Genomic DNA, 26,159 nt, shown 5'->3' on the forward strand with positions numbered 1-26,159 from the left:
GATGTCCCCGAAGTCAGGTGCAGACGCTCGCTTCGGCGACGCGTGGTTCAGGGCTTGTCGCCGGCGACGATCGCGTCGAGCCGCGCTCGCTCGGCCGGCGAGCGAGAAGGTCTGGACGATCTTCGCCACGTCGAGGTCGAGCGTCTCGATCGCCTGCGCGAGCCCCAAAGTCGCCGGCCGCGCGCGCGGGACCTCGTTCGTGACGGGGAAGAAAGCCAGGTCGCCCTCGATCCGCAGGCGCTCGCGCGGGAAGTAACAGACGCGATACGAGTCGGTGTGCTCGGTGTACGCGCCGATGCCGTGCAGCCAGGGCGCGTGACCGGTGGCGTCGGTGAAGACGTGGCGGCCGTCGACGACGAGGAGCCAGGGCGGGCGCGGCTCGCGGGCGAGAGCGTCGAGCGCGAGCGCGTGAGGCCTGCGCGCGAGGTCCTCGATCAGGGGCACGTTGGGCGCCGGCGTGGAGCGGCGGGCGCAGGCCTCCGCTGCAGTGCGGGTGGTGATGGCCGAACACGCATGGCGGATCTTTTTGTCGGGCGCGTGCGCGCGGACGGCCGCGAGGAGATCCTCTCCGGCGGCGCCGCGCAGCGGGGCGTCGAGCACGACCACGAAGTCGTCGAACACCGCGAAGGCGGCGCGCACGTCCTCGACCGGGAGCTCGACGGCGACGACCTGCGCCGGCGGGCGTGATGCGGGCGGTGGATCGGTGCCGGCGAGAGCGGGCCAGTGCTCGTCGATCTCGCGCGGCGCGAGGGCTTCGTGGCCTTCGCGCTCGACGAGCTCGACGAGCTGTCCCGAGGGACAGGCGCCCGACGGGTCAGCCGGGGATCGGGTCCTCGTCGTCGGGGATCAGGCAGGCCGACAGCTCGAAGAACATGAACACGAGGGCCTTCTCCTGGGGGGACAGCCCCTGGGTCTCGCAGCCGGTCGGGAACGGCTCGCCGATGTTGTCGCCGGAGGAGACGTGGATGTCGCTGTCGACCACGCGGCCGCACTGATCCTCGGCGGGCACGCCGACCGGGGCGTTGAAGGTGAAGTACTGCACAGTGTCCTCGGGCGAGTCGGTGTAGACCCACCGCGTCGAGGTCATCTCGTTGACGGAGTCGACGGTGTACTGGGCCTCCTTGATCTGCATCTCGCCGTGGACCTCGGAGCCGCCGACGTGCAGCATCCAGTCGGCCAGGGCCATGCCCTTGGGGAAGCTGGTGTCGATCTTGCCGGTGACGGGGTTCGGCAGGTCGGGCTCGCTGACGAAGTCGGCGGTGCTCGGCCACGGGTCGGGCCCGTCCTCGATCCAGATGTTGTGCCAGTGCGACAGGAAGATCCGCCCGCCCAGGCCGGCGTAGTCGACCAGGTTCTGGCGCATCGCGTTCGACTTGGCGCCGCCGTTCTGCGCGCCCTCGCAGGCCATCAGGACCATGTCGTACTTCTTGTAATTGTCGAGGCTGCCCCACAGGTTGCTGGCGCCGCTGAAGTCGGCGCCGCCGTTGAGGTCGTTGCTGTACTGGTCGGCCCCGCCCTCGCCCTCGAACAGGTTGACGCGGCCGCTGCCGTCCTCGGGGGTGAACTCGCCGTCCTCGATGCCGATCTTGCGCAGCAGGCACTCGAGCGGGTCGGCGCCGCCGGTGACCATGGCGATCTTCGGGATGTGGCCCTCGCTCTGGTTCTTCGGCAGGCGGGTGAGGTCGTAGGGGGCGAGGTTGTCGGAGCAGGCGACGACCTCGGGGAGCACGACCTCGCGGCGCCACTTGCCCACGCTGACGACCAGCGGGATGTTCTGCCCGGAGGGCACGCCGGCGAGGGTGAACTCGCCCTTGGTGTTGGTGAGGGTGGCGACGATCGGGTCGCCGGGCAGGGCGCCGCCGCAGGTGTCGCAGGTGACGCCCTCGACCACCGGGTCGAGCGGCCCGGACGGCACGTAGACGGTGATGTTGTAGAGCGGCAGGGTGCCCTCGGGGGCGAACACGATGCCCGACAGCGTGGTCTTGTCCTTGTTGCCGTCGCACGGATCGATCTGGCACTCGAGGCCGATGCACGGCGGCGCGGTCGTGCCGTCGGTGTCGTCGGTGTCGGTCGCCGATGGATCGGTGGTGGTCGTCGTGGTCGAGGTCGGCGGCGTGACCGTGGTGCCCGTCGAGGTGGTGCCGGTCGGGTCGGTGGTGCCGGGGTCGGGGCCGGTCGTGGTGCCGGGGGTCGGGTCGACGGTGATGCCGGTCGGCGCGGTCGAGGTCGGCGTGGTGTCGGTGCCGCTGGCGGTGGACGAGTCACCGCAGGCGACGGTCAAGTAGGTGGAAGCGAGGCAGGCGAAGGCGATGCGCTCGGCGCGTTGAGCCATGGGACTCTCCTATGGCGGCGATCGTAAGCGATCTGCGGTGGCCTTGGGCTCCTGGTTTCGGGTAGAAAACTCGGAGGATGCGAGCGAGCGCGACGGTGGTGGTGATGCTGTGCGGGTGCGCCGGCGCGCAGGGAGCTGCGGTCGTCGTGCCACCGCGTCAGCCCCCACCGCCGGCGATCAGCGAGCGCGGCGACGTCGAGCTCGGGCTCGGCGCGGTGACGGCCGCGGTCTCGGGCGCGCTGATCGGCGTGGGCACCCACGAGGCGCTGCGTGCGGTTCGGGTGCGCGCGCACTGCTCGGGAGAAGGTGCGAGCTCGGACCCCGATTCGATGATCGTGTGTACCGGTCCGCTCGGCGGCGACCCGTTCGTCGCGGCGGTGGTGTCGAGCTCGCTGTCGTTCGCGTTCGCGGTGCCGATCGCGGTCGCGAGCGGGTTCCTTCTCCGTCGCGGGATCGTCACGCGCCGCGCGTGGAAGGCCGACCAGTCGAAGCGCAAGATGTCTGTTCGGCCATGGTCGAACGGACAGACGCAGTTCGGGCTGTCGTTCGGCGTGGCGTTCTGAGTCGTGACGCTCGCGGACGTCGCGGCGGCGACGTCGTCGTCACGGGGCCGAGGCGGGGACGACGGCCAGCGGCGGGGCTTCGGGCGCGGTCGGCTCGGGGCTGGCGGGCTCGGCCGGGACTGCGTCGGGCGGCACCGTGGGGTCGGGCTGCGGGGCCTCGCGCGCGAGCACCGGGTCGCCGCCGGGCGCGGTCGTGGGCGCGCCGCCGTCGAAGTCGAACATCAGCGCGTCGGCGAGGGCCATGCCCATGCGGGTGTAGCCGCGGCGGTTGAGGTGGAGGTGGTCGGACATCGCCATGGCGGGCTGGGCGGCGGCCCAGTAGGCCATCGAGCCCTCGCCGCCCATGAACTGCACGGTGTCCCAGAAGGCGCAGCCGGCCTCCTGGGCCAGCTCGCGCTGGGTGGCGACGATGTCGGCGACGCGCGGGCGCGGGCCGAGCGAGTTGTCGGGGCGCTTGAGCGGGAAGTCGCCGGGGCCGACGAGCACGCAGCTGGTGTCGGGCGAGGCGCGGCGCAGGCGGGCGAGGACCTCGCGGAGGTTGTTCTTGTAGACGCCGATCGGCTGGTCCTCGTCGACCGACTCGTTGCTGCCGTAGGCGAGGATCACGAGGTCGGGGTCGCGGCGCTTGTAGTTGTCGGCCCACACGAACTCGTCCCACTTGAGGTGGTTCGAGGCTCGCGTGCCGCCGATGCCGAGGGTGTCGACGACGACGCCCTTGGCCTCGTTCTCGACGGTGACGCCGAACAGGCGCACCTCGCCGTCGCCGACCGGGCGGACCTCGATGGCCTCCGGCGGGCCGGGGCGCTCGAAGCTGTGGTAGCCGGGGCCCGCCTGCTTGGCCTTGGTGTCGACGGTGAAGGCCTTCTTGCCGCCGAACAGCACCTGGAACTTGCCGCCGCCGGGCTGGCGCAGGAAGTAGAGGTCGTAGCGGCTGAGCGCGGGCGGCTCGGCCTTGCGGTCGAGCGGCGGATTAAAGGAGACGCGCGTCACGTCGCGCTTCTTGGTGGCCGAGGCGCTGGCGCCCAGCAGGCCGAAGAAGCCGTCGTCCCGCGCCTCCGAGCGCTGGGCGTGCTCGATCTTCCAGCCGCGCGAGCTGTCGATCGTGCAGCCGTAAGGCCGGGTGTACTTGCTCGGCTTGGCCAGCGGGTAGAAGCCGAGGCCGCCGTCGCCGAAGCGCTTCTGCAGGTAGGCGCGCAGGTAGGTCGGGTAGATGTCGGCGGCTGTGTGCGAGGCGCCGTAGATCAGCACGCGGACCTTGCCGTCCTCGTCGAGGCCCTGCTCGAGGCGACGGAGGGCGTCGTGGAAGTGCTGCAGGGGGTCGTCGGCGCCGCGCTGGAGGAGGATGAACTGGCCGAGGGCGTTGCCGTTGATCGCCGGGGCGACGCCGGTGCCCGCCGGGCCGGTGCCCTCGGAGCCCGGCAGCGCGTCGAGGTTGCCGGGGCCCGCGCCCGGCATCATCGCGGCCTGGAGCTCGGTCCCGGCTGCGACCGGGATCACAGGGAAGGGTTGACCGGCGCTGTCCTCGAGCAAGGCCGCCCGCTCGCCGAGGATCGCTCGCTGGGCCCAGAGCCGGGCGTCCCGCGCGGCGTCGGTGAGCGCGGGGGTCGGCCCCGGCGGCGGTACGTGCACCTGCACCGGCTCGGCCGCGCCGCCCGTCACAGGCGCGGGATCGGTTGGGGGGACGGCCTGTGCTTGTTGCGCAGGCCCGGGCGTGACGCATCCGGGGCCGCAGGCGAGGCCCAGAGATGCGACGACGGCTGCCGTTACGAGCCGCATGTTCACCGGCCTCACCCGGGAACATTGGCCGCTCGCGGGGAGGGAGTCAAATTTGCCGGAAACGAGCGCCCCGGGGGGGCTAGGAGGCCTCTGCGCGAAAACGCGCCGCGGCCTTGGCGGCAATTTTCACGGCAGGACAGGGCTCTTGGACCAGGTGAGCGCGCGGCAGCCTCCGTGGGAGCGCCGGGCAGCGGTCGCGCATGCGGCTGCGCAGCGGGCTCATAGCGGCCGCGGAGGTCGAGAATTTTGTTGCGCTCGGGACCTGGTCCACGGTTAAACAGCACGAGGGACCATGTCGGCAAAGCAGCACAAACCGGGGAGGCGGCCGTGTTGAACCGGTCGTTCCGCTGGTTTGAAGCGTGCGCCGCGTTCGTCGAGTTCCTCTGTGCTGTTTGTCGTTGTCTGGTGACGGGTCCGCGTTACCTGCGTGAGACATTGCGGGTGATGGACCTGCTGGTCCGGCGCTGCTTGATCCCGGTGGGTCTGGCGGTGGCGCCGGTGGGCGCCGTGATCTCGCTGCAGGGCGCGGGGCTGTTCCGCATGTTCGGGGCCGAGAGCCTGCTGTCGTCGCTGCTGGCGACGGCGATCTTCCGCGAGTACAGCCCGGCGCTGGCGTCGGTGATGGTGGCGGCGCAGGCGGGCTCGTCGATCGCGGCGCGGATCGGGACGATGAAGGTGCGCGGGCAGATCGACGCGCTGGCGGTGATGTCGGTCGATCCGATCCGCTACGTCGTGGTGCCGGGGCTCATCGCTTGCGTCATCGTCACGCCGCTGCTCAGCGTGCTGACGACGCTGCTCGGGCTCGTCAGCGGGTGGTTCTTCGCGGTGCCGGTGATGGGGGTCGACCACGGGTCGTTCCTCGCCAACCTTTATGCGCAGGTGTCGCTGGTCGACCTGTGGGTCGGCCTCGGCAAGTGCATGGCCTTCGGGACAGCCGTGGGCCTGATCGCCGGCTTCCTCGGGCTGCGCACCACCGGCGGCGCGGCCGGGGTCGGCAAGGCGGCCAACGACACAGTGACGATGACGATCGTGCTGATCCTCGTCGCGGACTACTTCGTCAGCATGGCGCTGCTGAGGCTGGGGGTGTAGGCGTGGAGTTCCTGCACTTCGTCCGCCGCGCGCTCGTCGCCCAGTTCAGCGGGCCGCCGCCGCGTGACGAGTTCGTGCGCCACGCGCTCGACGCCGGGGTCGGCAGCCTGCCGCTCTTGACGCTGCTGACGATCTTCGCCGGCATGAACCTGTCGGTGCAGGCCTACGGCACGTTCGTCCGCTTCGGCGGGCAAGACCTGCTCGGGCTGTTCTGCGGGGTCGGCGGGATCCGCGAGCTGTACCCGGTGATGGCGGCGGTGATCTGCGGGGCGCGCATCGGCGCGACGCTGGCGGCCAGCCTGGCCAACATGCAGATCAGCGAGCAGGTCGAGGCGCTCGAGGTGATGGCGGTCGACCCGATGCGCCTGCTCGTCGCGCCGCGGCTGTGGGCGGTGACGCTGATGCTGCCGCTCCTGTGCGGCTACGCCGACGTGGTCGGCCTGGCGGCCAGCTACTGGGCGGCGACCGAGCAGATGGGGGTCAACGGCGGGACCTTCATGGAGCAGGTCCGCGACATCGTCCACCTGAGCGACCTGGCCGCGGGGGTGTTCAAGGGCGTGGTGTTCGGCTGGCTGGTGGCGATCGTGTCCTGCTACCACGGCTACCGCGCGCTCAAGCGCGACGGCGCGGAGGGCGTCGGGGTGGCGACCAACCGCGCGATCGTCCACTCGGCGGTGCTGTGCATCGTCCTCAACATGTTCCTGTCGGCGCTGCTGTACGTGAGGTGATGATGGCGGAGCAGCAACCAGCGATCACGCTCGAGAGGGTCTGCAAGTCCTTCGGGAACAACCGCGTCCTGCACGAGGTGTCGCTGGTGCTGCCGGCCGGGAAGATCCTGGTGATGCTGGGGCCGTCGGGCACGGGCAAGTCGGTGCTGCTGCGCTGCCTGGTCGGCCTGATGAAGCCGGACTCGGGCCGGATTTTCGTCGAGGGCCAGGACATCACCGCGCTCGACGAGCGCCGCTCGGCCGGCCGCGAGCAGATGTTCGCGCTGCGCCGCAAGTTCGGCATGCTGTTCCAGGACGGGGCGCTGTTCGACGACATGTGCGTCGGCGACAACGTGGCGTTCCCGCTGCGCCAGCACGCGAAGATGTCGGAGCGGCAGATCGCGGAGCGGGTCGCGGAGGATCTGGAGCGGGTCGGCCTGAAGAACGTGCAGCGCAAGATGCCGGCGGAGCTGAGCGGCGGGATGCGCAAGCGGGTGGCGTTCGCCCGGGCGATCGCGCTGCGGCCGAGGATCGTGCTGTGCGACGAGCCGTCGTCGGGCCTCGACCCGGTGATGTCGGCGACGCTCGACGAGCTCATCCTCGATCTGCACCGCTCGCTGAACATGACCTTCGTGGTCATCAGCCACGACACCGCCGAGGCGCGCACGATCGCCGATTACATCGGACTGCTTTATAAGGGCGAGCTGCAGGAGTTCGGACCGAAGGAGCAGGTGCTCCGCTCGAGCCGACTGGCCATCAATCAGTTCTTCGACCGATCCACGGACGGGCCGATCCAGGTCCTGTGAGGTGAAGCCATGAACACGCGCTACCTAACCCTGGCAATCTTCGTCACCGCGACCCTGGCCGCGCTCGCGGGGCTGGCGTGGACGCTCGGCGCGTTGCCCAAGGCGGGCCACCACTATCGCCTCCACCTCGACGACGCCGGCGGGCTGGTCGAGGGCAACGCGGTCCGCATCGCAGGGGTGCAGATCGGGCAGATCCAGAAGATCGGGATCGACGGCAACCGGGCGCTGCTCGAGCTGCGCATCAACCCGGAGGTGCCGATCTTCGCCGAGACGTGCGCGTCGCCGCAGATGAAGGGCCTGCTCGGCGAGAAGTTCCTGCAGCTGCGCCAGCCGGACACCGGGACGCCGCTGCCCGCGGGCTCGGAGATCCCGTGCGTCGATCCGAGCGTCGACATCGGCGAGGCGCTCAACGCGATGAACGGCGTGGTCGAGGGCGACGAGGCGCTCTACGGCCACGTGGTCCGGATCGTCAAGCGCGTCGACACCCTGACGAAGGCGCTCGACGAGGGCGGCCTGCCCAGCGAGCGGCTCGACCGCATGCTCGGCGAGGTCGAGACGATGCTGACCGACGCGAAGGCGATGCTGGCCGAGAACCGCGAGGACCTGCGCGCGATCGTCAAGGCGACCCGCGCTCACCTCGAGAACCCGAACGTCGGGCGCCTCATCGACCGCGGGGCGTCGCTGGTGACGACCCTCGAGCAGAAGGCGCCAGGGTTGCTGACGAAGGTCGACAGCCTGCTGAACGACGGCTCGGAGCTGCTCGCCAAGGGCGAGAAGATCATCGACGCGGTCGACCCGGCCAAGGTCGAGTCGATGATGGCCGACGGCGGCGCGGCGGTGAAGAACCTGCGCAAGATCAGCGAGGAGTTCCAGGGCGTCGGCAAGGCGGTGATGCCGATGTTCAAAGATCTGGCGACGATCGCCCACCGCGGCGCGGCCATCAACGAGGAGCTCATCCGCAAATTCTTCCAGATCGAGGGCTTCCGCGTGCGCCTCGGCGTGCCGTACGGCGTGCGGGGCAAGGTCGAGAAGCTCGAGGAGTAGCGAGCGGGTCGCGGGAGCCGTGCGGGCGGGTCGTCCGGACGCATGGCTTTCAGGACAGGTTGCGGCCGAGCGCGCGGCTGGCACGGAGCGGCCCGCGCTGCCATGCCCGAAGATGTCGCTGACGGGCAGCGGCGTATCGCGGGTCGATCCGCCTGCGGGGCGGATCTCGGCGTCGTGTGAGCGGGCCGCGGGACTCAGCGCGGGCGCAGGCCGGTGCAGGCGGGGCCGGGGCCGAGGCGGTTCAGGGCGGCCTCGACCTCGTCGGCGAGCTGCTCCTTGCCGGGGTAGCGCTCGAGGTAGAGGGCGTAGGCGCAGCGGGCCTCGTCGGTGCGGGCGGCGGCCTTGAGGAGGCGGGCGAGGTCGAGGAGGGCGGCGCGGGCCGGCGGGCTGTCGGGGTGGGTGGTGACGAGGAGGTCGAGGACGCGGATGGCGGCGTCGCGGCGGCCGGCGGCCAGCAGGGCGTCGGCGTGGCGGGCGAGCTCGGACGGGCTGGCCTTCGGGCCAGGTTCGTCGTCGAGGCCGGTCTCGGCCGGGGCGACTGCGAGCGGGGTGCGGGCGCCGTCGGGGGCGATCCACGTGGCCACGCCGGTGCTCAACACGGCCTCGGTGCGGGTGCCGGCGACGACGATGACGACCCGGCCCTGGGCGATCTCGACGGTGCCGCCGGCCGTGTCGACGCGCAGCAGCTCGGGGCCCGCGTGGGCGGCGACGGTGACGTCGTAGCGGCCGTCGCCGAGCTCGACCTGCCACTCGCCGCGCACGCCGGCCGCCGGCCCGTCCTCGGCGACCACGCGCACTGCGGCGGCCAGCGCCGGGGCGGCGACGTGGGAAGCCTCGCTGCTGACCGTTGCGACAGGTTCTAAAGTGCCTGTCCTGGAGGACATGAACGAAGGGCGCGCCCACACCAGCGCCACGGCGGCGGCGGCGGCCAGGGCGAGGCCGCCGACGAGGCGGCGACGGTCGCGGCGGCGGACCTGGAAGCCGGCGAAGACCGCGTCCGAGCTGACCTTGAGGACAGGCGGCGGCGCGGACCGGGCGGCCTGCACCAGGCGCAGCAGCTCGGGCGAACGGACGGCGGGCTCGCCGAGGTCGGGAGGGCGAATCTCGGGGGTCATTCGTCCCTCCAGGGGAGCCCCAGGGCCGCGCAGAGCAGCTGCTCGGCGCGCCGGGTGCGGTAAGAGACAGTGCTGATGGGGACGCCGAGAGCGGCCGACGCCTCGTGCAAATTCATGCCCTCGATCGCGCGGGCGACGAAGGACTCGCGCAGCTTGTCAGGCAACTCACCGAGGGCGCGATAGAGCCGCTCGCGCTGCTGCGTGGCCTCGAAGTCGGCCTCGGGGGTGGCCACGGGTTCGTCCCCGGTGCTGGCCGAGGCGATGTCCTCGCGGCGTCGGCGGCGGCGCTGGGAGTCCCACCAGTTGCGCACGCGGTTGGCGGCGATGGTGTAGAGCCAAGTGCCGAGCTGGGCGTCGCCGCGGAAGCGCCCGAGCGCCGAGAAGGCCGAGATGAAGACCTCCTGGACCAGGTCGTCGACCGACGAGGCGTCGCCGGTCATGCGGAACACCTGGCGGGCGACCCGATCCTTGTAGGCCTCGAAGATGGCCGCCTGGGCCGCCTTGTCGCCGTCCTGCGCCGCCGCCAGGACGGCAGCGCTCTCCACGTCCCTGACTGCGGCCCGCGACGTCATGGCCGGCCAGAGTGTAGCGGAGGTGAGCACGCAGCTATAGACCGCGTCGGTCGTCGCGAATCCAAGGCCGCTCAGCCGAAGACGACGCCGACGACGAGGCCCAACATCCACTGGGCCGGACCGCGCCGGATCCGCGCCCCGTGCCCGGGCACCGGCCGCGCCGGCAGGACGAGATCGACCCCGGTGCGAGCGCCGAGGAACAGGCGCCGACCGCGGTATTGCAACGTCGCGCCGATCTCCGTCGAGGACGTCCAGTCGACGCGGAAGTGGTCGCGCTCGCGGAGCCGCGAGCGCAGCGCGTGCGCGAGGACATGTCCTCCGAGCCAGATTCGCCGATCGAACAGCGGCGCGCCGGCGGCCAGTCCGCCGCCGAAGCGGAGGTGGAACAGAGACACGTCCTCGGGCGCGGCGCCCCCGAGGCCGAGGCTGGCGATCGGTTGCAGGTGCTCGCGGAGCAGCCAGGCGCCGCCCATGACGTCGATCCCGCCCTCGACCAACTTCGGGCCGGCCTCGACGCGCGGGCCGAGGCCGAGCCACCCTGAATAAGGAGGGCGGCGCGCGGGCGGTGGGGGTGTCGCAGGCTTCCCTCCACGCGGGGGGCTCGGGGCCTCATCCATGAGCAGGGTGAGACTGGCGGCGAGCTCGCGGCTGCGGTCTTCGCGGGTGGCTCCGGTGAGGACCAGTCGGCGGGTGCGTGTGGCGCCGTCGGGGCCGCGCAGGCGGACCTCGAGCGCGTCGGCGGTCGAGCCGGGTCGGACGCTGATCGTCCAGGCGTCGAGGTCGTCACCGACGCGTGCGCGCAGGCCGGTCTCGGTGAGGCGGTGATCGACTGCGTCGGTGTGCAGCTCGAGCGGGGCCGCTGCGAGGACCAGCCAGGCGACGACCGCGAGCTGAGGCGCGAGGGCCACGGGCCGCAGGAGTGCCAAAATTCGCGGCGTTTGACCAGCGACGCGGCAGTCGGCGGCGAGGTGCGACAGGGAATTCACGAGGTCGTGTCGGGAAGCGCGAGGCGGGTGCGATGGCAGCGAGGTCAGTCGGCTGCGCGGCGGACGTGTTCGCGGCGAGGATGAAGGGAGGCGCGAGGCGGGTGCAGTCGGCTGCGCGGCGGACGTGTTCGCGGCGAGGATGAAGGGAGGCACGAGGCGGGTGCGATGGCGGCGACCCGGTGAGTGCAGTCGGCTGCGCGGCGAACGTGTTCTCAGCGAGACGATGGACAGCGGCGGAGGCTCGCGGCACGCTCGCGCCGTGCCCGTCGACCGCGATCGCTGGAACGCCTGCCGCTTCGATCCTTCATCGGCGAGCGGGCACTACGAGAGTTACTTCCAGCGGGCCAACCATCCGACGCGGCCGCTGGCGTGGTGGATCCGCTACACCATGTTCTGTCCCAAAGGACAGCCGGAGGCGACGGTCGGCGAGCTGTGGGCGATCTGGTTCGACGGCGAGCGCGGGGTCATCGCCGCGGCGAAGCAGGTGGTGCCGTGGGAGCGCTGCGCGTTCGCCCGCGACCGCCTGGATGTGCGCGTCGGCGAGGCCACGCTCGACGACCGCGGGCTGCGCGGGGCGGCGGTCGGGGCGGCGCACGCGTTCGCGTGGGAGCTGGCGTACACCAGCCCGGAGCCGCCGCTGCTGCTCCTGCCGGCCAACCTCTACGGCGGCGGGTTCCCCAAGGCCAAGTCGCTGGTCGGCTCGCCGAACGCGGCGTTCACCGGCACGATCACGGTCGACGGCGAGGCGCACGCGATCGACGGGTGGGTCGGCAGCCAGTCGCACAACTGGGGCTCTCGCCACACCGACCGTTACGCGTGGGGCCAGGTGGCCGGCTTCGACGGCGAGCCGGACAGCTTCCTCGAGTGCGCGACGGCGCGGGTGAAGCTCGGGCCGCTGTGGACGCCGCCGCTGACGCTGCTGGTGCTGCGCGTGGGCGGCGAGCAGATCGCGCTCAACTCGCTGTGGCAGGCGGCGCGGGCCCGCGGCGAGGTGGCGGTCGGCGGGGCCGAGTTCGAGTGGCGGCTCGCGTCGCAGACGCGGGGCGTCGCGGTGGAGGCGCGGATCTCGGCGCCGCGGCGGGCCTTCGTCGGGCTCGCCTACGCCAACCCGCCGGGGGGGGTCAAGACCTGCCTGAACAGCAAGATCGCCCGCTGCGAGCTGCGCGTGCGCCGGCCGGGGCACAAGCTGCTCGAGCTGCGCAGCGATCGCGCGGCCTTCGAGGTGCTGACCGACGCGACCGACCACGGCGTGCCGATCGTGGCCTGAAGGACATGTCTGAACGGGCATGTCCGCTCGGGCATGTGCGAACGGGCATGCCCCGAAGAGCATGCCCGTGAAGACCGCGAGCTACTGGACGCGGGCGGCGGCGCGGCGGGCCAGGACCTGGTCCATCTTGGCAGGGTTGAAGATGTTGGCCCGCTTGTGGTGGTTGGCGTGCATGTAGAGGCCGAACCAGATGCGGTTGCCGAGCCAGTAGAGGCCGTGGTCGAGGTTGACGGGCTTGTAGTCGCCGGTCGGCGAGTGGGCGTTGTGGGTGGCCCAGTTGAAGTGGGCGACGTGGACCCAGCCCACGGCCTGGGCGGGCAGCCACAGCAGGATGAACGCCTCGGGGCCGAGCAGCAGCCAGAACGCGAGGTTGAGCGGGATCATGACCGAGAAGCTGAGCACGCTGCGCAGCTGCTCGCGCCGGCGCATCTCGGGGGTGTCGCCGAACTGGTCGTAGGCCTGGTTCTGCAGCTGCTTCTCGACGTTGACGAGCATCGTCCGGGCGAGGAAGCGCCAGAAGTTGGGCATCACGTGGTGCGGGTCGCGCTCGGGGTCGTCGGAGAAGCGGTGGTGACGCTGGTGGATGATCTCCCACGAGGCGTAGCGGGTGATCACCAGGACGCCGGCGATCTCGCCGATCAGGCGGTTGATCGGCCGCGGGAAGTTGCCGTGGCAGCAGTTGTGGATGAAGACGTTGAGCAGGATGTGGACGTAGATGACGACCGGCAGCAGGGCGAGGTACCACCACTGCCACTGGAGCAGCGGCTGCTGCCCGGTGGCGAGGATCCAGGCGTCGAGGGCGAGGAAGGCCAGCAGGTACGCGCCGTCGTAGAGGAAGTAAAACCACGGGTTCCTGCGGTACTGGACCGAGGGCTGCGCGGTGAGCCACGTGGACAGGTTGGTGGCGATGCCGGTGTGAGCGGTCACGGTGCAGACGGGCGCGGACGGGCGCGGGGCAGGGATATCACGCGCGCCGGGGCGCGTCGAGATTGTCCCCACGCGCGTGAAGATTGAGGCCGTCCGGCGCGCGCAGTATGGTGCCGCGGCGATGGCCTCTCAGGGCGAAGCCGCCGGTGCGAATCCGGCTGCGCACGGGCGCGAGCGCGAGCACCAGACCTGGCTCGTGCGCCATCCGGCGGAGTGGCGACAGGTCGGGATCGTCGGCGCGTACCTGGGCCTCCTGGGGCTGATGTACTTCGTGCCGGCGTGGCGCCACCCGCTGCCGTTCGCGCTGGCGTGCCTGCTCAGCTTCCTCAACGCGGTCGTGATCCACAATCACATGCACCGCGGGATCTTCCACTCGCACCGGCTCAACCTGATCTGGCGCGGCGTGCTCAGCTTCGGCGCGCTCTACCCGGCCTCGGCCAACGTGCCGGCGCACAACCTGGTGCACCACCACTTCGCCGACGACGGCCAGCCCGACTGGGCCGACCCGTCGCACGTGGCGTTCCGCTGGCACCTGCTCAACCTGATCCACTTCCCCAACATCGCCGGGCCCAACACCTTCGCCGGGGTCGGCCGCTGGGCCCAGGTGACGAAGCAGCAGGGGTTCGTGCGCCAGTACACGACCGAGCTGGCGGTCGCGTTCGGGCTGACCGGCGCGGCGCTCTTGCACGACTTCTGGGGCGCGCTGCTGTTCATCGTCCTGCCGCAGCTGTACGGCGCGCGCTGCATCCTCCGCATCAACCTGATCCAGCACGACGCGACCGACCCGTCGAGCGAGTACGACCACTCGCGCAACTTCGTCGGCCGGTGGTTCAACTGGATCATGTGCAACAACGGCTACCACACGATCCACCACAACCGCGCCGGGCTGCACTGGACCGAGCTGGCCGAGGCCCACCGCCGCGAGGTCGCGCCGCGCATCGAGCCGCGCCTCGACGAGCCGAGCATGGTGCTGTACCTGCTGCGTACGTTCCTGCTGCCGCGGCGCCGGCCGGTGATGCGGGCCCGCGCCGGCGGCGAGGCCGAGCAGAGTGCCCGGGCCGAGCGGCGCGCGGCGGCCGAGCAGCAGGCGGCGCGCGAGCAGTCGGGGCCGGAAGGGGCGGCGACGTGACCGGCTTCCCGGCGGTGCTGGCGTACGCGGCGCTGGCGATCTTCTGGCTCAATACGGTGCTGATCGCGGCGGCCGGGTGGGGCGAGTGCGCCCGGCTGCTGCGGCGCTGGGGCGCGCGAGCGCGGGTCGGCGTGGTGGTCGAAGGGACAGGTCCCGAGGGACAGGCGGCGATCCACCGGGTGCGCCAGGTCGGCCGCTCGAAGGGCGACGCGACGATCTGGTTCCACGACCGCGCGTACGAGGGCGAGGTGCTCGGCGGGGTGGTGGCGGTCGGGTCCGAGCAGGTCGGCCTGGCCGGCGGGACGGTGTGGGTCGGGCGAGCGCGTCAACGGGCGGCGGCGGCCTGCCCCGGGCCGGAGGCGTTCGCGGCCGCCAAGCCGGCGGCGACGCGCGCGGCCGGCTGGACGCGCGCGGTCGAGGTGTCCATTCGGACAGGTGATCGAGTGTGGCTGTCCCAAGGGCCAGGCGGGCCGCTGATCGCCGACGACGACCCGCGAGGGTGGCGGCGCAAGGTCGTCGGGCTGACCGCGGCGCTGGTGGTGGGCGTCCTGGTGGTTGCGGCCTGGTGCACTGCGCTGTGCCTGTGGCCGCCGGTGTTCGGGACGGTGAGCAAGCTGGGCGCGTTGGCGACGCTGGTGGTGTTCAACCTGTTCCAGCTGTTGGGCAAGCTGCATCACGAGGCGATCCAGCCGCCGGCGACGCTGGCGTTGCGCGGGGTCTGGCGCGGCTGAGGCTGCGGTGCGAGCCCGCGACTGGGCTGCGGGCGCGGCTGCTCGAGCGGCCTTGCTCGATCTCCGCCCGGGCGGCGGCGTTGCTCGCCTGTCACAAATCGGCGGCCACGGCCGCGTGCGAGCCGGTCTCGAAGGGCCCCGCGCGACTGGTGCGGGGCGATGCGCGTCGAGTAGAGTGAGGCCGATGTCGTTCGTGCGGTCGCGAGCTTGGGTCGTCGTCCTCGCCTCTCCGGGGTGCTTCTCGCCGGCCGGGATCGACGGCAGCGCGACGGGCACGGAGACGAGCTCCGGGACGACCGAGGCGACGACGGCGTCGACGGAGACGACGGCGATCACCACGCGGGGGGAGCCGACGACCGGGATGGTGACGTCGATGGGGTCGATGACGGAGACGACGACCTCGACGACGACGGAGCCGGTGACGTCGACCGATCCGCTGACGACGACGACGGACCCGAGCACCAGCACGACGACGATCGACGAGACCACCGGCTCCTTCTGCGGCGACGGGACGCCCGACATGCCGGTAGAGGAGTGCGACGACGGCAACAACGACGACGGCGACGGCTGCAGCGCGGACTGCGAGGTCGAGCGGCCGGACAAGCAGAAGCGGTTCGTGTTCCTGACCAGCGAGCTGCACTCGGGCCTGAGCGTGGGCGGCCTCGCGGGCGCCGACGCGATCTGCAACACGCTGGCGAACAGCCCGACGGCACACCCGGCGCTCAAGGGGCGCATGTTCACGGCCTGGATGTCGGACGCGGGTGCGAACGCGATCGACCGCATCGGCGAGTGGCAGGGGGAGTACACCCAGGTCGGCGGCGTGACGGTGGCGACCGGATCGATGGCCTTCAAGAGCGCGGACCTGACGACCGCGATCAACGTGACCGAGAAGGGCGAGTCGATCCCGGCGACGATGCAGCCGTGCGAGACCGGGAGCGACGTCGCGTGGACCGGCACTCTGGCCGGCGGCCAGGTCGACCCCTCGTACACGTGCAACGACTGGCAGTCGGACGTGGGCCAGGGCCGGGTCGGCATGTTCAACGCCACCAACTCGTCGTGGACGGACTGCGCCCCGCGCGACTGCACCGAGATGTTCCGGCTGTACTGCATCGAGATCGAGTGATCGCGCCCGCCGTCGGCGCAGTGGTGGTCGGGCAGGAGCTCGACGCCGGCCGTGCTCGCACAGGGCCGGGTTCTCGCGGGCGACGTCAGCACTGCGTGGATCCGCGGCGAGCGAGGGGCGAAATCGCACTGAACACTTGCCGATCTTGGCGCGCGTTCGCGCGCGGCTAGCCTGAGCGGCAATGCGCATCGGCCGAGCCGCGGGCTCCGGACGCGATTTCTGGGCGGTTCTGCCGGGCTACGGGCTGGTGCTGTGGGTGCTGGCGGCGATCGTCTGCGCGCTGTTGCCGCTGCCGCGCTGGCTGGTCGACCTGCTGCTGACGTTGAGCCTCGCGGGCTCGGTGACGGCGCTGGTGGCGAGCGTGACGGCGCGGCGCAGCGCGGAGCTGCTGGGGTTCCCGCGGCTGATCTTGCTGATGACGCTGACGCGGATGGCGCTCAACGTGACGACGACGCGGCTGATCCTGCGCGACGCCGACGCGGGCGAGGTGATCGCGGCGTTCTCGACGCTGGTGATCCAGGGCGACCTGCTGGTCGGGGCGGTGGTGTTCGCGATCGTGACCGTGGTGCAGTTCGTGGTGGTGGCCCGCGGCGGCGAGCGGATCGCCGAGGTCGCGGCCCGCTTCGCCCTCGACGGCTTGCCGGGGCACCAGGCGGCGATCGAGGCCGATCTGCGGGCCGGGGCGATCTCGGCGGCGGAGGCGTCGCGGCTGCGGGCGCGCCTGCGCGAGCGCTCGAACTTCTACGGGGCGATGGACGGGGCGGCCAAGTTCATCCGCGGCGACGCGATCCTTGGTGTGGCGCTCACGAGCATCAACGTGGTCGGCGGGGTGGCCGTGGGGCTGCGCGACGGGCTCGGGCTGGCGGCGTCGCTCGAGCTGTACGGGCGCCTGGCGATCGGCGACGGCCTGCTGGCCCAGGTGCCGGCGCTGCTAGTCGGGCTGGCGGGGGCGCTGCTGGTGGCGCGGGTCGACCGCGAGGAGCCGGCGACGCGGCGCGTGGCGTGGTGGAGCCCGGGGCTGCTCGCGGCCCCCGCGGGGCTGCTGGCCGGGCTGGCGCTGGCGCCGGGGATGCCGGCCGCGGCGTTCGGGACCACCGCCGCGGGGCTGGCGGCGCTGGCCTGGTGGACCCGACGCTCGCGCGGGCGGCCGGGCCGGCGGATCGTGGTCTGTCTCCCGGGACATGACGAAAAGGACATGCAGGCGCTGCGTCGCCCGCTGGCCGAGCTGCGCCGCCGCTGCGCGGGCGCGCTGGGGATCGAGGTGCCGCCGATCGTGCCGGTGGCGGGGCCGAGCTTCGCGGTGCGGCTCGGCGAGCGAGTGCTGAGCGCGCCGGAAGACCTGGGCGAGCGGATCGGGAGCGGGGCGCGAGCGGGGGACGAACGAGTGGCGGCGGACGAGAGAGCCGAGAGCGCGGCGTCGGGTGCGGCGCGCGAGCTGGCAGCGCGCGCGGTGTCGGGTGCGTCGCGCGAGCCGGCCGCGCGCGCAGGAGAATGGGTGGCGGGAGAGTCGAGCGACGCGGGTGAGGGAGCAGAGAGCGTCGCGTCCGGCGAGTCGAGTGAGCTGGGGGCGCGGGCAGGGAGACGGGTGTCCGGTGAGTCGAGCGAGCCGGGGGCGCGGGCAGAGAGACGGGTGTTCGGTGAGTCGAGCGAGCCGGGGGCGCGGGCAGAGAGATGGGTGGCGGGAGAGTCGAGCGAGCCGGGGGCGCGGGCAGAGAGACGGGTGTCGGGAGAGTCGAGCGAGCCGGGGGCGCGGGAAGAGAGACGGGGGTCGGGAGAGTCGAGCGAGCTGGGGGCGTCCGGGGCGGACGGGCGTCGGCGAGGTGTGCAAAGGGACATGGTCGATTGGGCAGGTCTTTCGGGGCATGGTCGAGAGGACAGGATCGTGACGGCGGTGTTTCGGGCGGTGATGCGGGGGGCGGAGGCGCTGGTCGACCTGGAGACGATCGCGGCGGCGCTGGAGCTGCAGCGGACGCGCGAGCCGGCGATCACGCGCGAGGCGCTGGCGGCGGTCGGGCCGGGCGAGCTGCTCGAGCTGACGCGCGGGCTGCTGCGCGAGCGGGTGCCGTTGCCGCTGTTCGCGGCGCTGCTCGAGGCGGTCGCGTCGGAGCCGCTGCTGCGACAGGCGAGCGAGCGCGGGCGCTGGTTGGCGGCGCTGCGCGAGCGGTTGGCGCCGCAGTGGGTCCGCGAGGTGGTGGCGGCGCACGCCCGCGTCGGCGCGGTGACGTGGACACGACCGGTGGCCGACGCGGAGGCGGCGCTGATGTCACGGGCGGTGAGCGGTGAGCGCGGGCTGCGGCTCGGGCTCGACGCCCGCTCGCGGCAGGCCTGGCGCTGGCGAATAATGTCGCAGAACAACGTTGCGGGCGGAGATAGCGAGGACGGGCCGCCGCCGATCGTGGTCTGTTCGCCGCGGGCGCGGCCGGTGTTCGCGCTGCTGCTGGCCCGCGGGGCGCCGCACGTGACTGTGCTGAGCACGGTGGAGCTGCAAGAGGCCGAGCTGCCGGTGCCGGGCGATCTTGACGGGCCGCCGGCGCGATGGTTCGAGGCGCCGGTGCACGCGGGCGGCGCCTCACGCGGCCGGACGTTGCCGGGCGAGCGCGACACGGCGTAGCTTTCGCGGCCTATGGCCGGCAAGGCGACGCTCTACTGGGATTACATCAAGCTCGAGGAGCTGCTCGGACTGCAGACGGGCATCGAGCCCGACGAGTCGGAGCTCGAGAACGACGAGGTGATGTTCATCACCATCCACCAGATCGACGAGCTATGGTTCAAGCTGGCGATCCGCGAGCTCGTGCGGATCCGGAACCTGTTCGCGCAGGAGAAGGTGCGCGAGCAGTCGCTGTCCGACGCGGTCCGCGGCATTCGCCGCACCGCCTTGCTGTTCGACCAGGTGGCGCATCACTTCCGCCTGATGGAGACGATGACGACCCGCGACTACCTCGGCTTCCGCGACAAGCTGAGCCCGGCGAGCGGGTTCCAGTCGGCGCAGCTGCGGGAGATCGAGATCCTGATGGGCCTGCGGGTGGCCGACCGGATCCCGCTCGGCCACGACAACGACTACCTGCGGGCGCTCCGCTACCCCGACGGGCGGCCGTCGCCGGCGTCGAAGCGGGTCGAGGCGCGGCTCAAGGACGTGCCGACGCTGCTCGAGGCGATCAACGAGTGGTTGCACCGCACGCCGATCCAGGGCTCGACGCCGGAGCAGGAGGGCGACGCGGAGAACGTGCGCCGGTTCGTCGAGAATTATCTCAAGGCGCAGGCGATCGAGGCCGAGGAGGCGATGATGCTGGTGCGCGACTCGGCGCCCGGCGAGGCCGACCGGCGGCGGATCGAGGAGCGCTACAAGCAGGAGCGGAGCAAGGCGCGCGAGTTCCTGCTGGCCGAGGAGGTGCCCGAGGAGGAGCGGCCGCAGGTGGCGCGGGTGCGGGCGGCGCTGCTGTTCATCGAGAGCTACCGCGAGCTGCCGCTGCTGGCCTGGCCGCGCGAGGTGCTCGACGGGCTGGTGGAGCTCGAGCAGGCGTTCGTGATCTTCCGCCAGCGGCACGCGCGGATGGTCGAGCGGGTGATCGGCCGCCGCACCGGCACGGGCGGCTCGGCGGGCGTCGATTATCTCGAGCAGACTGCGCTGCGTTACCGGGTGTTCCGCGAGCTGTGGGCGGTGCGCACGTTGATGATCCGCAAGACGGCCCTGCCGCCGCTGCGCGGGCCCGACGTGTACGGCTTCGTGGCCAAGGAGTGATCGATGCGCGGACCGAAAGTCATCGTCGTGGGCGGCGGGACGATGGGCTCGGCGACCGCGTGGGCGCTGGCGGCCCGCGGCGCCGAGGTCACCGTGCTCGAGCGCTTCTCGCACGTGCACGAGTACGGCAGCCACTCCGGCTACACCCGCATCATCCGCGAGTCGTACCACGAGGGCGCCGGCTACGTGCCGCTGGTGCGCCGCGCCGACGCGCTGTGGCAGGCGCTCGGCGAGCGGGCCGGCGAGGCGCTGCTGGTGCGCACGGGGATGGTCGAGTTCGGGCCCGAGAGCGACCCCGACTACCGGGACGCGATCGCGGCCTGCGTCTCGGCGGAGGTCGAGCACGAATTGATGGACGCGGCGACGGCCCGCCGGCGCTTCCCGATCGCGGTGCCCGAGGGGTGGACGGCCTGCTTCACGCCGTCGGGTGGGTACCTGCGCGTTGGGCCATGTCTCGAAGCGCTAAAACGAGAGGCCATGTCTCTCGGGGCAGGTTGGAGGACGGGCGTGCGGGTCCGCGAGGTCGCGCTGGGCGAGCGGCCGCGGGTGCTGCTCGACGACGGCGCGCTGCTGCCGGCCGACCACGTGGTGGTGACTGCGGGGGCGTACCTGCCGGGGCTGCTGCCGGGGTTCATGCCGGGCCAGCTGAAGGTGCTGCGGCGGGTGCTGGCGTGGACGCGCCCCGAGCCGGGCGAGGTCGACCGCCTGGCGGCGATGCCGGTGTGGGCGTCGTTCGGGCCGGGGGGCTTCGTGTACGGGTTCCCGTACGGGCACGAGGGCGTGACCGGCTTCAAGGTGGCGTGTCACGTGCCGCCGCCGGAGGTCGGGGCGGCCGAGGCGGGGGTCGATCCGGAGCGGGTCGACCGCGCGATCCACCCGGCCGATCTCGCGCCGCTCGACGCGTTCCTCGCCGAGTACCTGCCGGCGGGGCGGGGCGAGTTCGTGCACGCGGCGGTCTGCCTCTACACTTGCACGCCGTCGACGGACTTCGCGATCGATCATGTCCCGGGGGACAGGCGGGTGTGGGTGGCCGGCGGGTTCTCCGGGCACGGCTTCAAGTTCGCGCCGGCGATCGGCGAGCTGGTGGCCGAGGCGGTGGTGACCGGGGAGGCGCCCGAGGCCCTGCGGGCGTTCGCGCGCGCACGTCACGCGGGGTGATCGGCCCGCGGCCGGGCGCGGACAAATCCGCGCGGGTCGCTGCACGAGCCGCCGAGGAGCGTAGATGCGCGCCTGCGCCCGTTGCTGGCCTGCGGGGCTTTTGCCAGCATCGCGGGGCCGATGTCCGACCCAGCGACCAGCGGGATCCCCGAGGCTCTGGCGACGGCCGTGCGTGCGGTCGACGTGCCGCACGATCTCCGGACGCTCTTCGAGCGGCTGGCCGTGCCCCTCGCGCTCGAGGTCGAGGCGCCGGCCGAGGACGCGCCGCCGCTGGTCCTGCAACTGTTGCGGCTCGCCGGCCACGGTTCGTCGTTGCGGCTGGTAGGGGTTCGCACGAGCGCCGAGGGGCCGAAGGTGCGCTTCGTCCACGGCACCAGGGACCTGGTCCTCGGGACAGCCGAACTCGCCGACGGGATCCCCGCGCTCGCGCGGCGGATCGCGCAGAGCCTGCTCGACGCCGACGAGACCGCCGGGGCGCTCGAGCGCTTCGTGCGCGAGTCGCCGCGGCAGGACGCGCTGCGCCGGCTGACGCGGGCGATGCTCAAGACGAACAGCGTCGACCGGCTGCGGACGATCCTGCTGATCGGGATGACCTCGGGGCTGGCCCTGGGGTTCAGCCGGGCGGCCCTGTTCGTGTACGACGAGGACGGGCGCGCGCTGGTCGGCGAGTCGGCGATCGGGCCGGCCGACGCGGCCGAGGCGGTGGGCGTGACCGCGGGGTTGGAGCTCGAGCGGCGGATCGCCGAGGTGGAGGCGACGGAGCCGCGCTACGAGAATTTCGTGCGCACGATCGCGGTCGACGTGACGACCGACCCGCGCGACGAGATCGGGCAGGCGCTGGCGGCGAGCGGGCCGCTGCTCTTCTCCCGCGAGAAGCCGGTCAACCCGGCGCTGGCCGCCCTCGAGCCGCCGCACGAGTTCCTGGTCGCGGCGATCCGCCTGCGCGACAAGGTGCTCGGGATCGTGGTCGCCGACGACCCGTACGGGTCCGCGCCGATCGACCCGCAGGCGCGCGAGTTCATCGGCTTCCTGCTCGACACGGCCGCGCTGGCGTCGGAGAACCTGCGGCTGCACGAGAGCGTGGAGACGCTGGCGCGCCACGACGAGCTGACGGGGCTGTTCAACCGCCGCGAGTTCGAGTCGCGGATGGCCGACGAGCAGTCGCGGGCCCAGCGGCTCGGCTCGCAGTGCGCGCTGCTGCTGTTCGACGTCGACTACCTGCAGCGGGTCAACCTCGCCCGCGGGCACAAGGCCGGCGACCAGCTGTTGCAGGCGGTCGGGGTGCTGCTGCGCTCGACGCTGCGCTCGCACGACATCGTGGCTCGCCTCACCGGCGACGCGTTCGCGGTGCTGGTGACCGACACCAACCACGAGCAGGTGCTGGCGATCGCCCGCCGGGTCGGCTCGCTGGCCCTGGGGATGGGCGTGTCCCTCAGCGCGGGCGGCTCGCTGTGGCCGCGCGACAACCACGAGATGTCGGTGCTGTTCTCGGAGGCCGAGGCGGCGCTGATCGACGCCAAGCGCAGCGGCCGCGGCCGCGCGATCATCGACGGGGACGAGGCGCCGATGCTGTTCGAGCCGCCCGGCGACGAGGACGAGCCGGTGGGCTGAGTTTGTCGAGGCATGTCTGTTCGGACATGTCTTGAAGAGCATGATGGGGCGAAGCGAGCGGCGCGGCCGGGCGAGGGGCCGGGCGACGCGAGCGCGGCGCGGCGGCCAGGCGGGGACGCATGTCTCGAGGGACACGTCGAGGCGAGCGCGGCGCGAGGGCGTGACTCTGAAGGGCAGCTCATCGAGGCGAGCGGCGCGGCGGCCAGGCGGGGGCGAGGGCATGTCTCGAGGGACACGTCGAGGCGAGCGCGGCGCGAGGGCGTGACCTGAAGGGCAGCTCATCGAGGCGAGCGCGGCGCGGCGGCGGGCGACCGCTCGTGTTCGCATGAGACGAGCGCGCCGCGCTGGCGGGCAGGACATGTCTCAACGAGCATGTCGAGGCGAGCGCGCAGCGGGGAAGAACCCTGGCGCGAGGCGAGCGGCGAGGCGCCATCGGAGCTCGGGCGCCGCGGCGCGCGAGGCGAGCGCGCCGCTCGGGTGTTCTTCAGGACATGCGCGAGGGGGCATGTCCTGAAGCGCAGCCGCTCAGGCGTCGCAGCACTTCTTGTACTTCTTGCCGCTGCCGCACGGGCAGGGGTCGTTGCGGCCGATCTTCGGGGCGGTGCGGACGAAGGGCGCGGGGCCGTGGTCGTGGTCGCAATCGGGCCCGTGGACGTGGCCGTGGTCGTGGTCGTGGTCGTGGTCGCAGTCGGGGCCGTGGACGTGCTCGTGGCCGGGCATGCGGGGGACTATGCGCGAGCGGGCCGGCGGGCGGCAAGGCGCGCGTGCGGGGCTGGCGGCCGCCCGGCGGCGTGTGGTCTGGGGCATAGGCCGCGGGGGTATCGGCGATCCGGACGCCGGGCCGTGACCCCGGCGGGGTCAGCGACCGAGCGTTTTGACGTCGAGCCAGCCGTTGGCGTTGGCGGCGACCACGACCGTCCCGTCCCAGCCGGTCCCGTAGATCGCCCGGTCGATCGTGCGGCGCTGGAAGATCTCGGTGACCTTGTCTTGATAGGCGCCGCGGAAGCCGACCATCGCCTGCACGGGGGTGCGGCGGCCGCGGACGCCGTACTCGGGGTGCACGAGGTGCTCCAGCGCGACGATGTGCGGGTGGCCGTACTTGCGGGCGGTCCACGGAATATTCCGCTCGTACGGGCCCATCGAGATCACGGCCACGCGCGGGCTCATCAGTGCCATCTGGTAGTGAATGGTGGCGTTCTTACTGCCGTGGTGGCCGACCTGGTAGATGTCGACGTCGAGCAGCTCCGGGTGCTTCTCGTAGCGGTCGGCCAGGCGCGACAGGCCGACGAGCTCGAGGTCGCCGGTGAACAGCGCCGAGGCCTCGCCGTAGTCGACGCGGACGACGACGCTGTGGTTGTTGGGGTTGTCGCCGTAGGTGTCGACGTCGTGGGTGACGGTGCCCCACAAGGCGGTCAGCTTGGGGTCGGTGGCCGCGCGGGCGCAGCCGCCGATCGGGTCGATCACGGCGTTGGTGAGGCCCCCGGCGGGCACGTCGCCGGCGCCGACGGCGAGGTACTGCACGTCCTTGTCGGGGTGGCTGCGCAGCCAGGCGTGCACGGCCATCTGCTGGGTCGCGCCCGGGTCCTCGGTGCCGTCGTTGTGGCTGTGCGGGGCGTCGGCGCCGTTGTCGACCACGTTCTTGACGGTGTAGCGCTCGAGCACGCCGAGGGCGCCGCGGTTGTGGTCGATGTGCGGGTGGGTGACGAGCAGCAGGTCGAGGGTGCGATTCAGATCGGCGCGGCGGGCGAAGAAGGCGTCGAGGTAGGTGTAGAGCGCGGCCTCGCCGTCGAACAGCTCGTTCTTCTCGCCGCCGGTGTCGATCAGCGCCGCGCCGCACGGGAACTCGAGCAGGGTCGCGTCGCCCTGGCCGATGTCGATAAAGTGCAGCGTCATCGCGTCGGCCGGGTCGGTGCTCGGCGGGCGCGTGGTCGGGTCGCGGTCGCGGGCCTGCGGCGGCAGGGTCAGGCTCGGGTCCGGCTTGACCTCGATCGGCGGGGCGTCGTCGTGCGCACCGCAGGCGCACACGAGCACGGCGAGGGCGAGCACGCGGGGTCGCACCCGCGCATCATAGCAGCGCGGCGCAGGCCACGAGGTCGTGGGCTGCGCCGCGTCGGAGGGTGAAGTGGCCCGGTGGGCTCGGGATCCAGACGGCCAGGGGTGCGTCCGGTGGTGCTTGGGGACAGATCAGGCGACCTGTCGAAAGAGACACGTCAGACGTGATCGCCGCTCGAAGGGCGAATCGTTCCAGGTGCGCCCATCACGCACTCCGAGCGGAGGCGCGCGCCAAAAGGCCCGCGCGGTGGGGTCCAGAAGGCCCAGAGGGCCCCTGTCAGGCTGCCTCCGGTCGATCGAGCGGAGAGGGCTCGGTAGTGCCCCCCGGCTGGGTCTCGGCCGGCGCCTGCGGCGCTCGCGCGGTCGTGACCGGGCCGCGCTCCTTCTTGGCGAGGCGCCGGATCATCCGCCGGAGCGACTTGGCGATCGCGTGCCCGGTGGGCAACACGACGGCGACCGTGTCGCCGTGCTCCTTCTGGATGATGACCGTGTGCTGGCCGATGACGAGGCGGATGGTGTCCTCCCCGGTCTGGCCGAACAGCTGCAGCGAGGCGTCCAGGACGGGCGACCAGCTGTCGACGCCCCGGAATCCCCGTGGGTGGTTGGGTGAGTCGATCGTGACGGCGACGACGCCCGGGGCGGCCGCCAGGTGTTCGATGTTGGCAAAGAGGCTCATGGCTGTGTCTCCTGCGTCGAGCCGCGCTGGGCTGCGGGCGCCGCGCTCGACGTTCGGTCAACCATGGTCCGTCTTGGGGGACGGTGCCACCGGCGCCCTGCGGGCATGCATCACACTGAAGGTTTGTTGAGGGATGGCCGGACATCGTTCCAGGCCCCCCCTACACCCCGTACAGCCTACCTTCCCCGTTTCGCCGGGGGGTCCCCAGGGGGTGGGGTCTCCAGGCGTCAACTCGAGTGGAGCATGCTCACCGAGCTCAAGCGGATGCGAGACTTCGCACGATCTCGAGGGCCTCGGCCACATGCTTCTTGGGCCGGACCTGCGACGAGAACACGTGCCGCACCACGCCGCCGCGGTCGATGATGAAGGTGACCCGGCCGTCGATGAGGCCCAGCGTCTTCTTCACCCCGTAGCTGCCGCGCACCGCCCCGCCGGCGTCGCTGAGGAGGCGGAACGGCAGGTTGTACTTGCTCGCGAACGCCTTGTGCGCGGCGACGCCGTCGCTGCTGATGCCGACCACCTCGGCGCCGGCGTCGGCGAACACGGTGTAGCTGTCGCGGAAGCTGCAGGCCTCGACGGTGCAGCCGGGCGTGTCGTCCTTGGGATAGAAGTAGAGGACGACGCAGCGCTCCTTGAGGAGATCGGCGAGGGCGACGGTGCGGCCCTCCTGATCCTGCAGGCTGAAGTCGGGGGCGACGTCGCCGACGGCGATCTGGGTGCTGCGACTCATGCGCCCGCGAGTGTACCGCCGGCCGC

The 26,159-nt window shown here is 72.1% G+C and carries 24 protein-coding genes; 14 read left to right on the top strand and 10 right to left on the bottom strand.

Translation table 11 applies throughout. From position 1 onward, the window contains the following. Positions 1-42: 42 nt before the first annotated feature. Entirely contained in the window at positions 43-687 is a 645-nt protein-coding gene (locus O0S08_RS07055; protein WP_269038249.1) for a hypothetical protein, read from the top strand. A 127-nt stretch (positions 688-814) separates the two neighbouring features. On the opposite strand, the gene O0S08_RS07060 is transcribed toward O0S08_RS07055, so the two are convergent. Beyond that, on the bottom strand, positions 815-2,332 hold the full coding sequence (locus O0S08_RS07060; protein ID WP_269038250.1) for a carboxypeptidase regulatory-like domain-containing protein: 1,518 nt from the start codon (positions 2,330-2,332) through the stop codon (positions 815-817). A gap of 77 nt (positions 2,333-2,409) precedes the next feature. Between O0S08_RS07060 and O0S08_RS07065 the strand changes: the two genes are divergently transcribed. After that, entirely contained in the window at positions 2,410-2,895 is a 486-nt protein-coding gene (locus tag O0S08_RS07065; protein ID WP_269038251.1) for a hypothetical protein, read from the top strand. A 39-nt stretch (positions 2,896-2,934) separates the two neighbouring features. Here O0S08_RS07065 and O0S08_RS07070 read toward each other — a convergent pair whose 3' ends face one another. After that, entirely contained in the window at positions 2,935-4,554 is a 1,620-nt protein-coding gene (locus O0S08_RS07070) for a GDSL-type esterase/lipase family protein (protein ID WP_269038252.1), read from the bottom strand. 444 nt (positions 4,555-4,998) lie between these two features. Between O0S08_RS07070 and O0S08_RS07075 the strand changes: the two genes are divergently transcribed. The 4 genes from O0S08_RS07075 to O0S08_RS07090 are packed head-to-tail and all read left to right on the top strand — an operon-like array spanning position 4,999 to position 8,317. After that, on the top strand, positions 4,999-5,760 hold the full coding sequence (locus O0S08_RS07075) for an MlaE family ABC transporter permease (RefSeq protein WP_269038253.1): 762 nt from the start codon (positions 4,999-5,001) through the stop codon (positions 5,758-5,760). A gap of 2 nt (positions 5,761-5,762) precedes the next feature. Beyond that, the gene (locus O0S08_RS07080) at positions 5,763-6,488 is read left to right on the top strand and encodes an MlaE family ABC transporter permease (protein WP_269038254.1); all 726 of its coding nucleotides are present in this window, start codon (positions 5,763-5,765) and stop codon (positions 6,486-6,488) included. Continuing rightward, positions 6,488-7,273 carry an ABC transporter ATP-binding protein gene (locus O0S08_RS07085; protein ID WP_269038255.1) on the top strand — a complete coding sequence of 262 codons (786 nt, stop codon included), beginning with the start codon at positions 6,488-6,490 and terminating at the stop codon, positions 7,271-7,273. Before O0S08_RS07080 ends, O0S08_RS07085 begins: the two co-directional genes overlap by 1 nt. Positions 7,274-7,282: 9 nt before the next feature. After that, positions 7,283-8,317, top strand: coding sequence for an MlaD family protein (locus O0S08_RS07090; RefSeq protein WP_269038256.1), 1,035 nt, complete (start codon positions 7,283-7,285; stop codon positions 8,315-8,317). A 194-nt stretch (positions 8,318-8,511) separates the two neighbouring features. On the opposite strand, the gene O0S08_RS07095 is transcribed toward O0S08_RS07090, so the two are convergent. The 3 genes from O0S08_RS07095 to O0S08_RS07105 all read right to left on the bottom strand — a co-directional run bounded on the left by O0S08_RS07095 (position 8,512) and on the right by O0S08_RS07105 (position 10,912). Continuing rightward, positions 8,512-9,432 (bottom strand): tetratricopeptide repeat protein, encoded by a 921-nt coding sequence (locus O0S08_RS07095; RefSeq protein WP_269038257.1) that lies wholly within the window; start codon positions 9,430-9,432, stop codon positions 8,512-8,514. Further along, on the bottom strand, positions 9,429-10,004 hold the full coding sequence (locus O0S08_RS07100) for an RNA polymerase sigma factor (protein WP_269038258.1): 576 nt from the start codon (positions 10,002-10,004) through the stop codon (positions 9,429-9,431). Before O0S08_RS07100 ends, O0S08_RS07095 begins: the two co-directional genes overlap by 4 nt. Positions 10,005-10,075: 71 nt before the next feature. Beyond that, a complete protein-coding gene (locus O0S08_RS07105) occupies positions 10,076-10,912 on the bottom strand; it encodes a hypothetical protein (protein ID WP_269038259.1) in 837 nt (278 codons plus the stop codon). Positions 10,913-11,249: 337 nt separating this feature from the next. Between O0S08_RS07105 and O0S08_RS07110 the strand changes: the two genes are divergently transcribed. Beyond that, the gene (locus O0S08_RS07110) at positions 11,250-12,257 is read left to right on the top strand and encodes a hypothetical protein (protein WP_269038260.1); all 1,008 of its coding nucleotides are present in this window, start codon (positions 11,250-11,252) and stop codon (positions 12,255-12,257) included. 81 nt (positions 12,258-12,338) lie between these two features. Here O0S08_RS07110 and O0S08_RS07115 read toward each other — a convergent pair whose 3' ends face one another. Next, on the bottom strand, positions 12,339-13,184 hold the full coding sequence (locus O0S08_RS07115) for a fatty acid desaturase family protein (RefSeq protein ID WP_269038261.1): 846 nt from the start codon (positions 13,182-13,184) through the stop codon (positions 12,339-12,341). Positions 13,185-13,305: 121 nt separating this feature from the next. Here O0S08_RS07115 and O0S08_RS07120 point away from each other — a divergent pair, with 121 nt between their 5' ends. From O0S08_RS07120 to O0S08_RS07150, 7 genes are all read left to right on the top strand, one after another. Then, positions 13,306-14,313: a fatty acid desaturase family protein gene (locus tag O0S08_RS07120; RefSeq protein WP_269038262.1), complete on the top strand. Its 1,008-nt coding sequence runs from the start codon at positions 13,306-13,308 to the stop codon at positions 14,311-14,313. Beyond that, positions 14,310-15,044 carry a hypothetical protein gene (locus tag O0S08_RS07125; RefSeq protein ID WP_269038263.1) on the top strand — a complete coding sequence of 245 codons (735 nt, stop codon included), beginning with the start codon at positions 14,310-14,312 and terminating at the stop codon, positions 15,042-15,044. The genes O0S08_RS07120 and O0S08_RS07125 overlap by 4 nt, the downstream gene beginning before the upstream one ends. 184 nt (positions 15,045-15,228) lie before the next feature. Beyond that, positions 15,229-16,167 (top strand): hypothetical protein, encoded by a 939-nt coding sequence (locus O0S08_RS07130; RefSeq protein ID WP_269038264.1) that lies wholly within the window; start codon positions 15,229-15,231, stop codon positions 16,165-16,167. A 181-nt stretch (positions 16,168-16,348) separates the two neighbouring features. Further along, positions 16,349-18,778: an FHIPEP family type III secretion protein gene (locus O0S08_RS07135; RefSeq protein ID WP_269038265.1), complete on the top strand. Its 2,430-nt coding sequence runs from the start codon at positions 16,349-16,351 to the stop codon at positions 18,776-18,778. A 12-nt stretch (positions 18,779-18,790) separates the two neighbouring features. Next, entirely contained in the window at positions 18,791-19,906 is a 1,116-nt protein-coding gene (locus O0S08_RS07140; protein ID WP_269038266.1) for a tryptophan 2,3-dioxygenase family protein, read from the top strand. Positions 19,907-19,909: 3 nt separating this feature from the next. Continuing rightward, entirely contained in the window at positions 19,910-21,064 is a 1,155-nt protein-coding gene (gene solA, locus O0S08_RS07145; RefSeq protein WP_269038267.1) for an N-methyl-L-tryptophan oxidase, read from the top strand. Positions 21,065-21,184: 120 nt separating this feature from the next. Further along, positions 21,185-22,675, top strand: coding sequence for a GGDEF domain-containing protein (locus O0S08_RS07150; RefSeq protein ID WP_269038268.1), 1,491 nt, complete (start codon positions 21,185-21,187; stop codon positions 22,673-22,675). A 525-nt stretch (positions 22,676-23,200) separates the two neighbouring features. Here the strand turns inward: O0S08_RS07150 and O0S08_RS07155 are convergent. The 4 genes from O0S08_RS07155 to O0S08_RS07170 form a co-directional block, all read right to left on the bottom strand. Further along, positions 23,201-23,395 carry an SEC-C metal-binding domain-containing protein gene (locus tag O0S08_RS07155; RefSeq protein WP_269038270.1) on the bottom strand — a complete coding sequence of 65 codons (195 nt, stop codon included), beginning with the start codon at positions 23,393-23,395 and terminating at the stop codon, positions 23,201-23,203. A 138-nt stretch (positions 23,396-23,533) separates the two neighbouring features. Beyond that, positions 23,534-24,733, bottom strand: coding sequence for a ComEC/Rec2 family competence protein (locus O0S08_RS07160; RefSeq protein WP_269038271.1), 1,200 nt, complete (start codon positions 24,731-24,733; stop codon positions 23,534-23,536). Between the two features lie 271 nt (positions 24,734-25,004). Next, positions 25,005-25,403: a hypothetical protein gene (locus O0S08_RS07165; protein ID WP_269038272.1), complete on the bottom strand. Its 399-nt coding sequence runs from the start codon at positions 25,401-25,403 to the stop codon at positions 25,005-25,007. 256 nt (positions 25,404-25,659) lie between these two features. Further along, positions 25,660-26,133 (bottom strand): peroxiredoxin, encoded by a 474-nt coding sequence (locus tag O0S08_RS07170; protein ID WP_269038273.1) that lies wholly within the window; start codon positions 26,131-26,133, stop codon positions 25,660-25,662. Positions 26,134-26,159 lie beyond the last annotated feature (26 nt).

Origin of the sequence: Nannocystis punicea, from assembly GCF_026965555.1 — a bacterium.
GTDB lineage: Bacteria > Myxococcota_A > Polyangia > Nannocystales > Nannocystaceae > Nannocystis > Nannocystis punicea.

What these genes read in the sequence shown, in the direction of transcription:
- O0S08_RS07065 (WP_269038251.1), top strand. Translation starts at nt 2,410, where the DNA reads ATGCGAGCGAGCGCGACGGTGGTGGTGATGCTGTGCGGGTGCGCCGGC.
- O0S08_RS07135 (WP_269038265.1), top strand. Translation starts at nt 16,349, where the DNA reads ATGCGCATCGGCCGAGCCGCGGGCTCCGGACGCGATTTCTGGGCGGTT.
- O0S08_RS07165 (WP_269038272.1), bottom strand. Translation starts at nt 25,403, where the DNA reads ATGAGCCTCTTTGCCAACATCGAACACCTGGCGGCCGCCCCGGGCGTC.
- O0S08_RS07170 (WP_269038273.1), bottom strand. Translation starts at nt 26,133, where the DNA reads ATGAGTCGCAGCACCCAGATCGCCGTCGGCGACGTCGCCCCCGACTTC.
- O0S08_RS07090 (WP_269038256.1), top strand. Translation starts at nt 7,283, where the DNA reads ATGAACACGCGCTACCTAACCCTGGCAATCTTCGTCACCGCGACCCTG.
- O0S08_RS07060 (WP_269038250.1), bottom strand. Translation starts at nt 2,332, where the DNA reads ATGGCTCAACGCGCCGAGCGCATCGCCTTCGCCTGCCTCGCTTCCACC.
- O0S08_RS07140 (WP_269038266.1), top strand. Translation starts at nt 18,791, where the DNA reads ATGGCCGGCAAGGCGACGCTCTACTGGGATTACATCAAGCTCGAGGAG.
- O0S08_RS07150 (WP_269038268.1), top strand. Translation starts at nt 21,185, where the DNA reads ATGTCCGACCCAGCGACCAGCGGGATCCCCGAGGCTCTGGCGACGGCC.
- O0S08_RS07155 (WP_269038270.1), bottom strand. Translation starts at nt 23,395, where the DNA reads ATGCCCGGCCACGAGCACGTCCACGGCCCCGACTGCGACCACGACCAC.
- O0S08_RS07085 (WP_269038255.1), top strand. Translation starts at nt 6,488, where the DNA reads ATGATGGCGGAGCAGCAACCAGCGATCACGCTCGAGAGGGTCTGCAAG.
- O0S08_RS07100 (WP_269038258.1), bottom strand. Translation starts at nt 10,004, where the DNA reads ATGACGTCGCGGGCCGCAGTCAGGGACGTGGAGAGCGCTGCCGTCCTG.
- O0S08_RS07095 (WP_269038257.1), bottom strand. Translation starts at nt 9,432, where the DNA reads ATGACCCCCGAGATTCGCCCTCCCGACCTCGGCGAGCCCGCCGTCCGT.
- solA (WP_269038267.1), top strand. Translation starts at nt 19,910, where the DNA reads ATGCGCGGACCGAAAGTCATCGTCGTGGGCGGCGGGACGATGGGCTCG.
- O0S08_RS07120 (WP_269038262.1), top strand. Translation starts at nt 13,306, where the DNA reads ATGGCCTCTCAGGGCGAAGCCGCCGGTGCGAATCCGGCTGCGCACGGG.
- O0S08_RS07130 (WP_269038264.1), top strand. Translation starts at nt 15,229, where the DNA reads ATGTCGTTCGTGCGGTCGCGAGCTTGGGTCGTCGTCCTCGCCTCTCCG.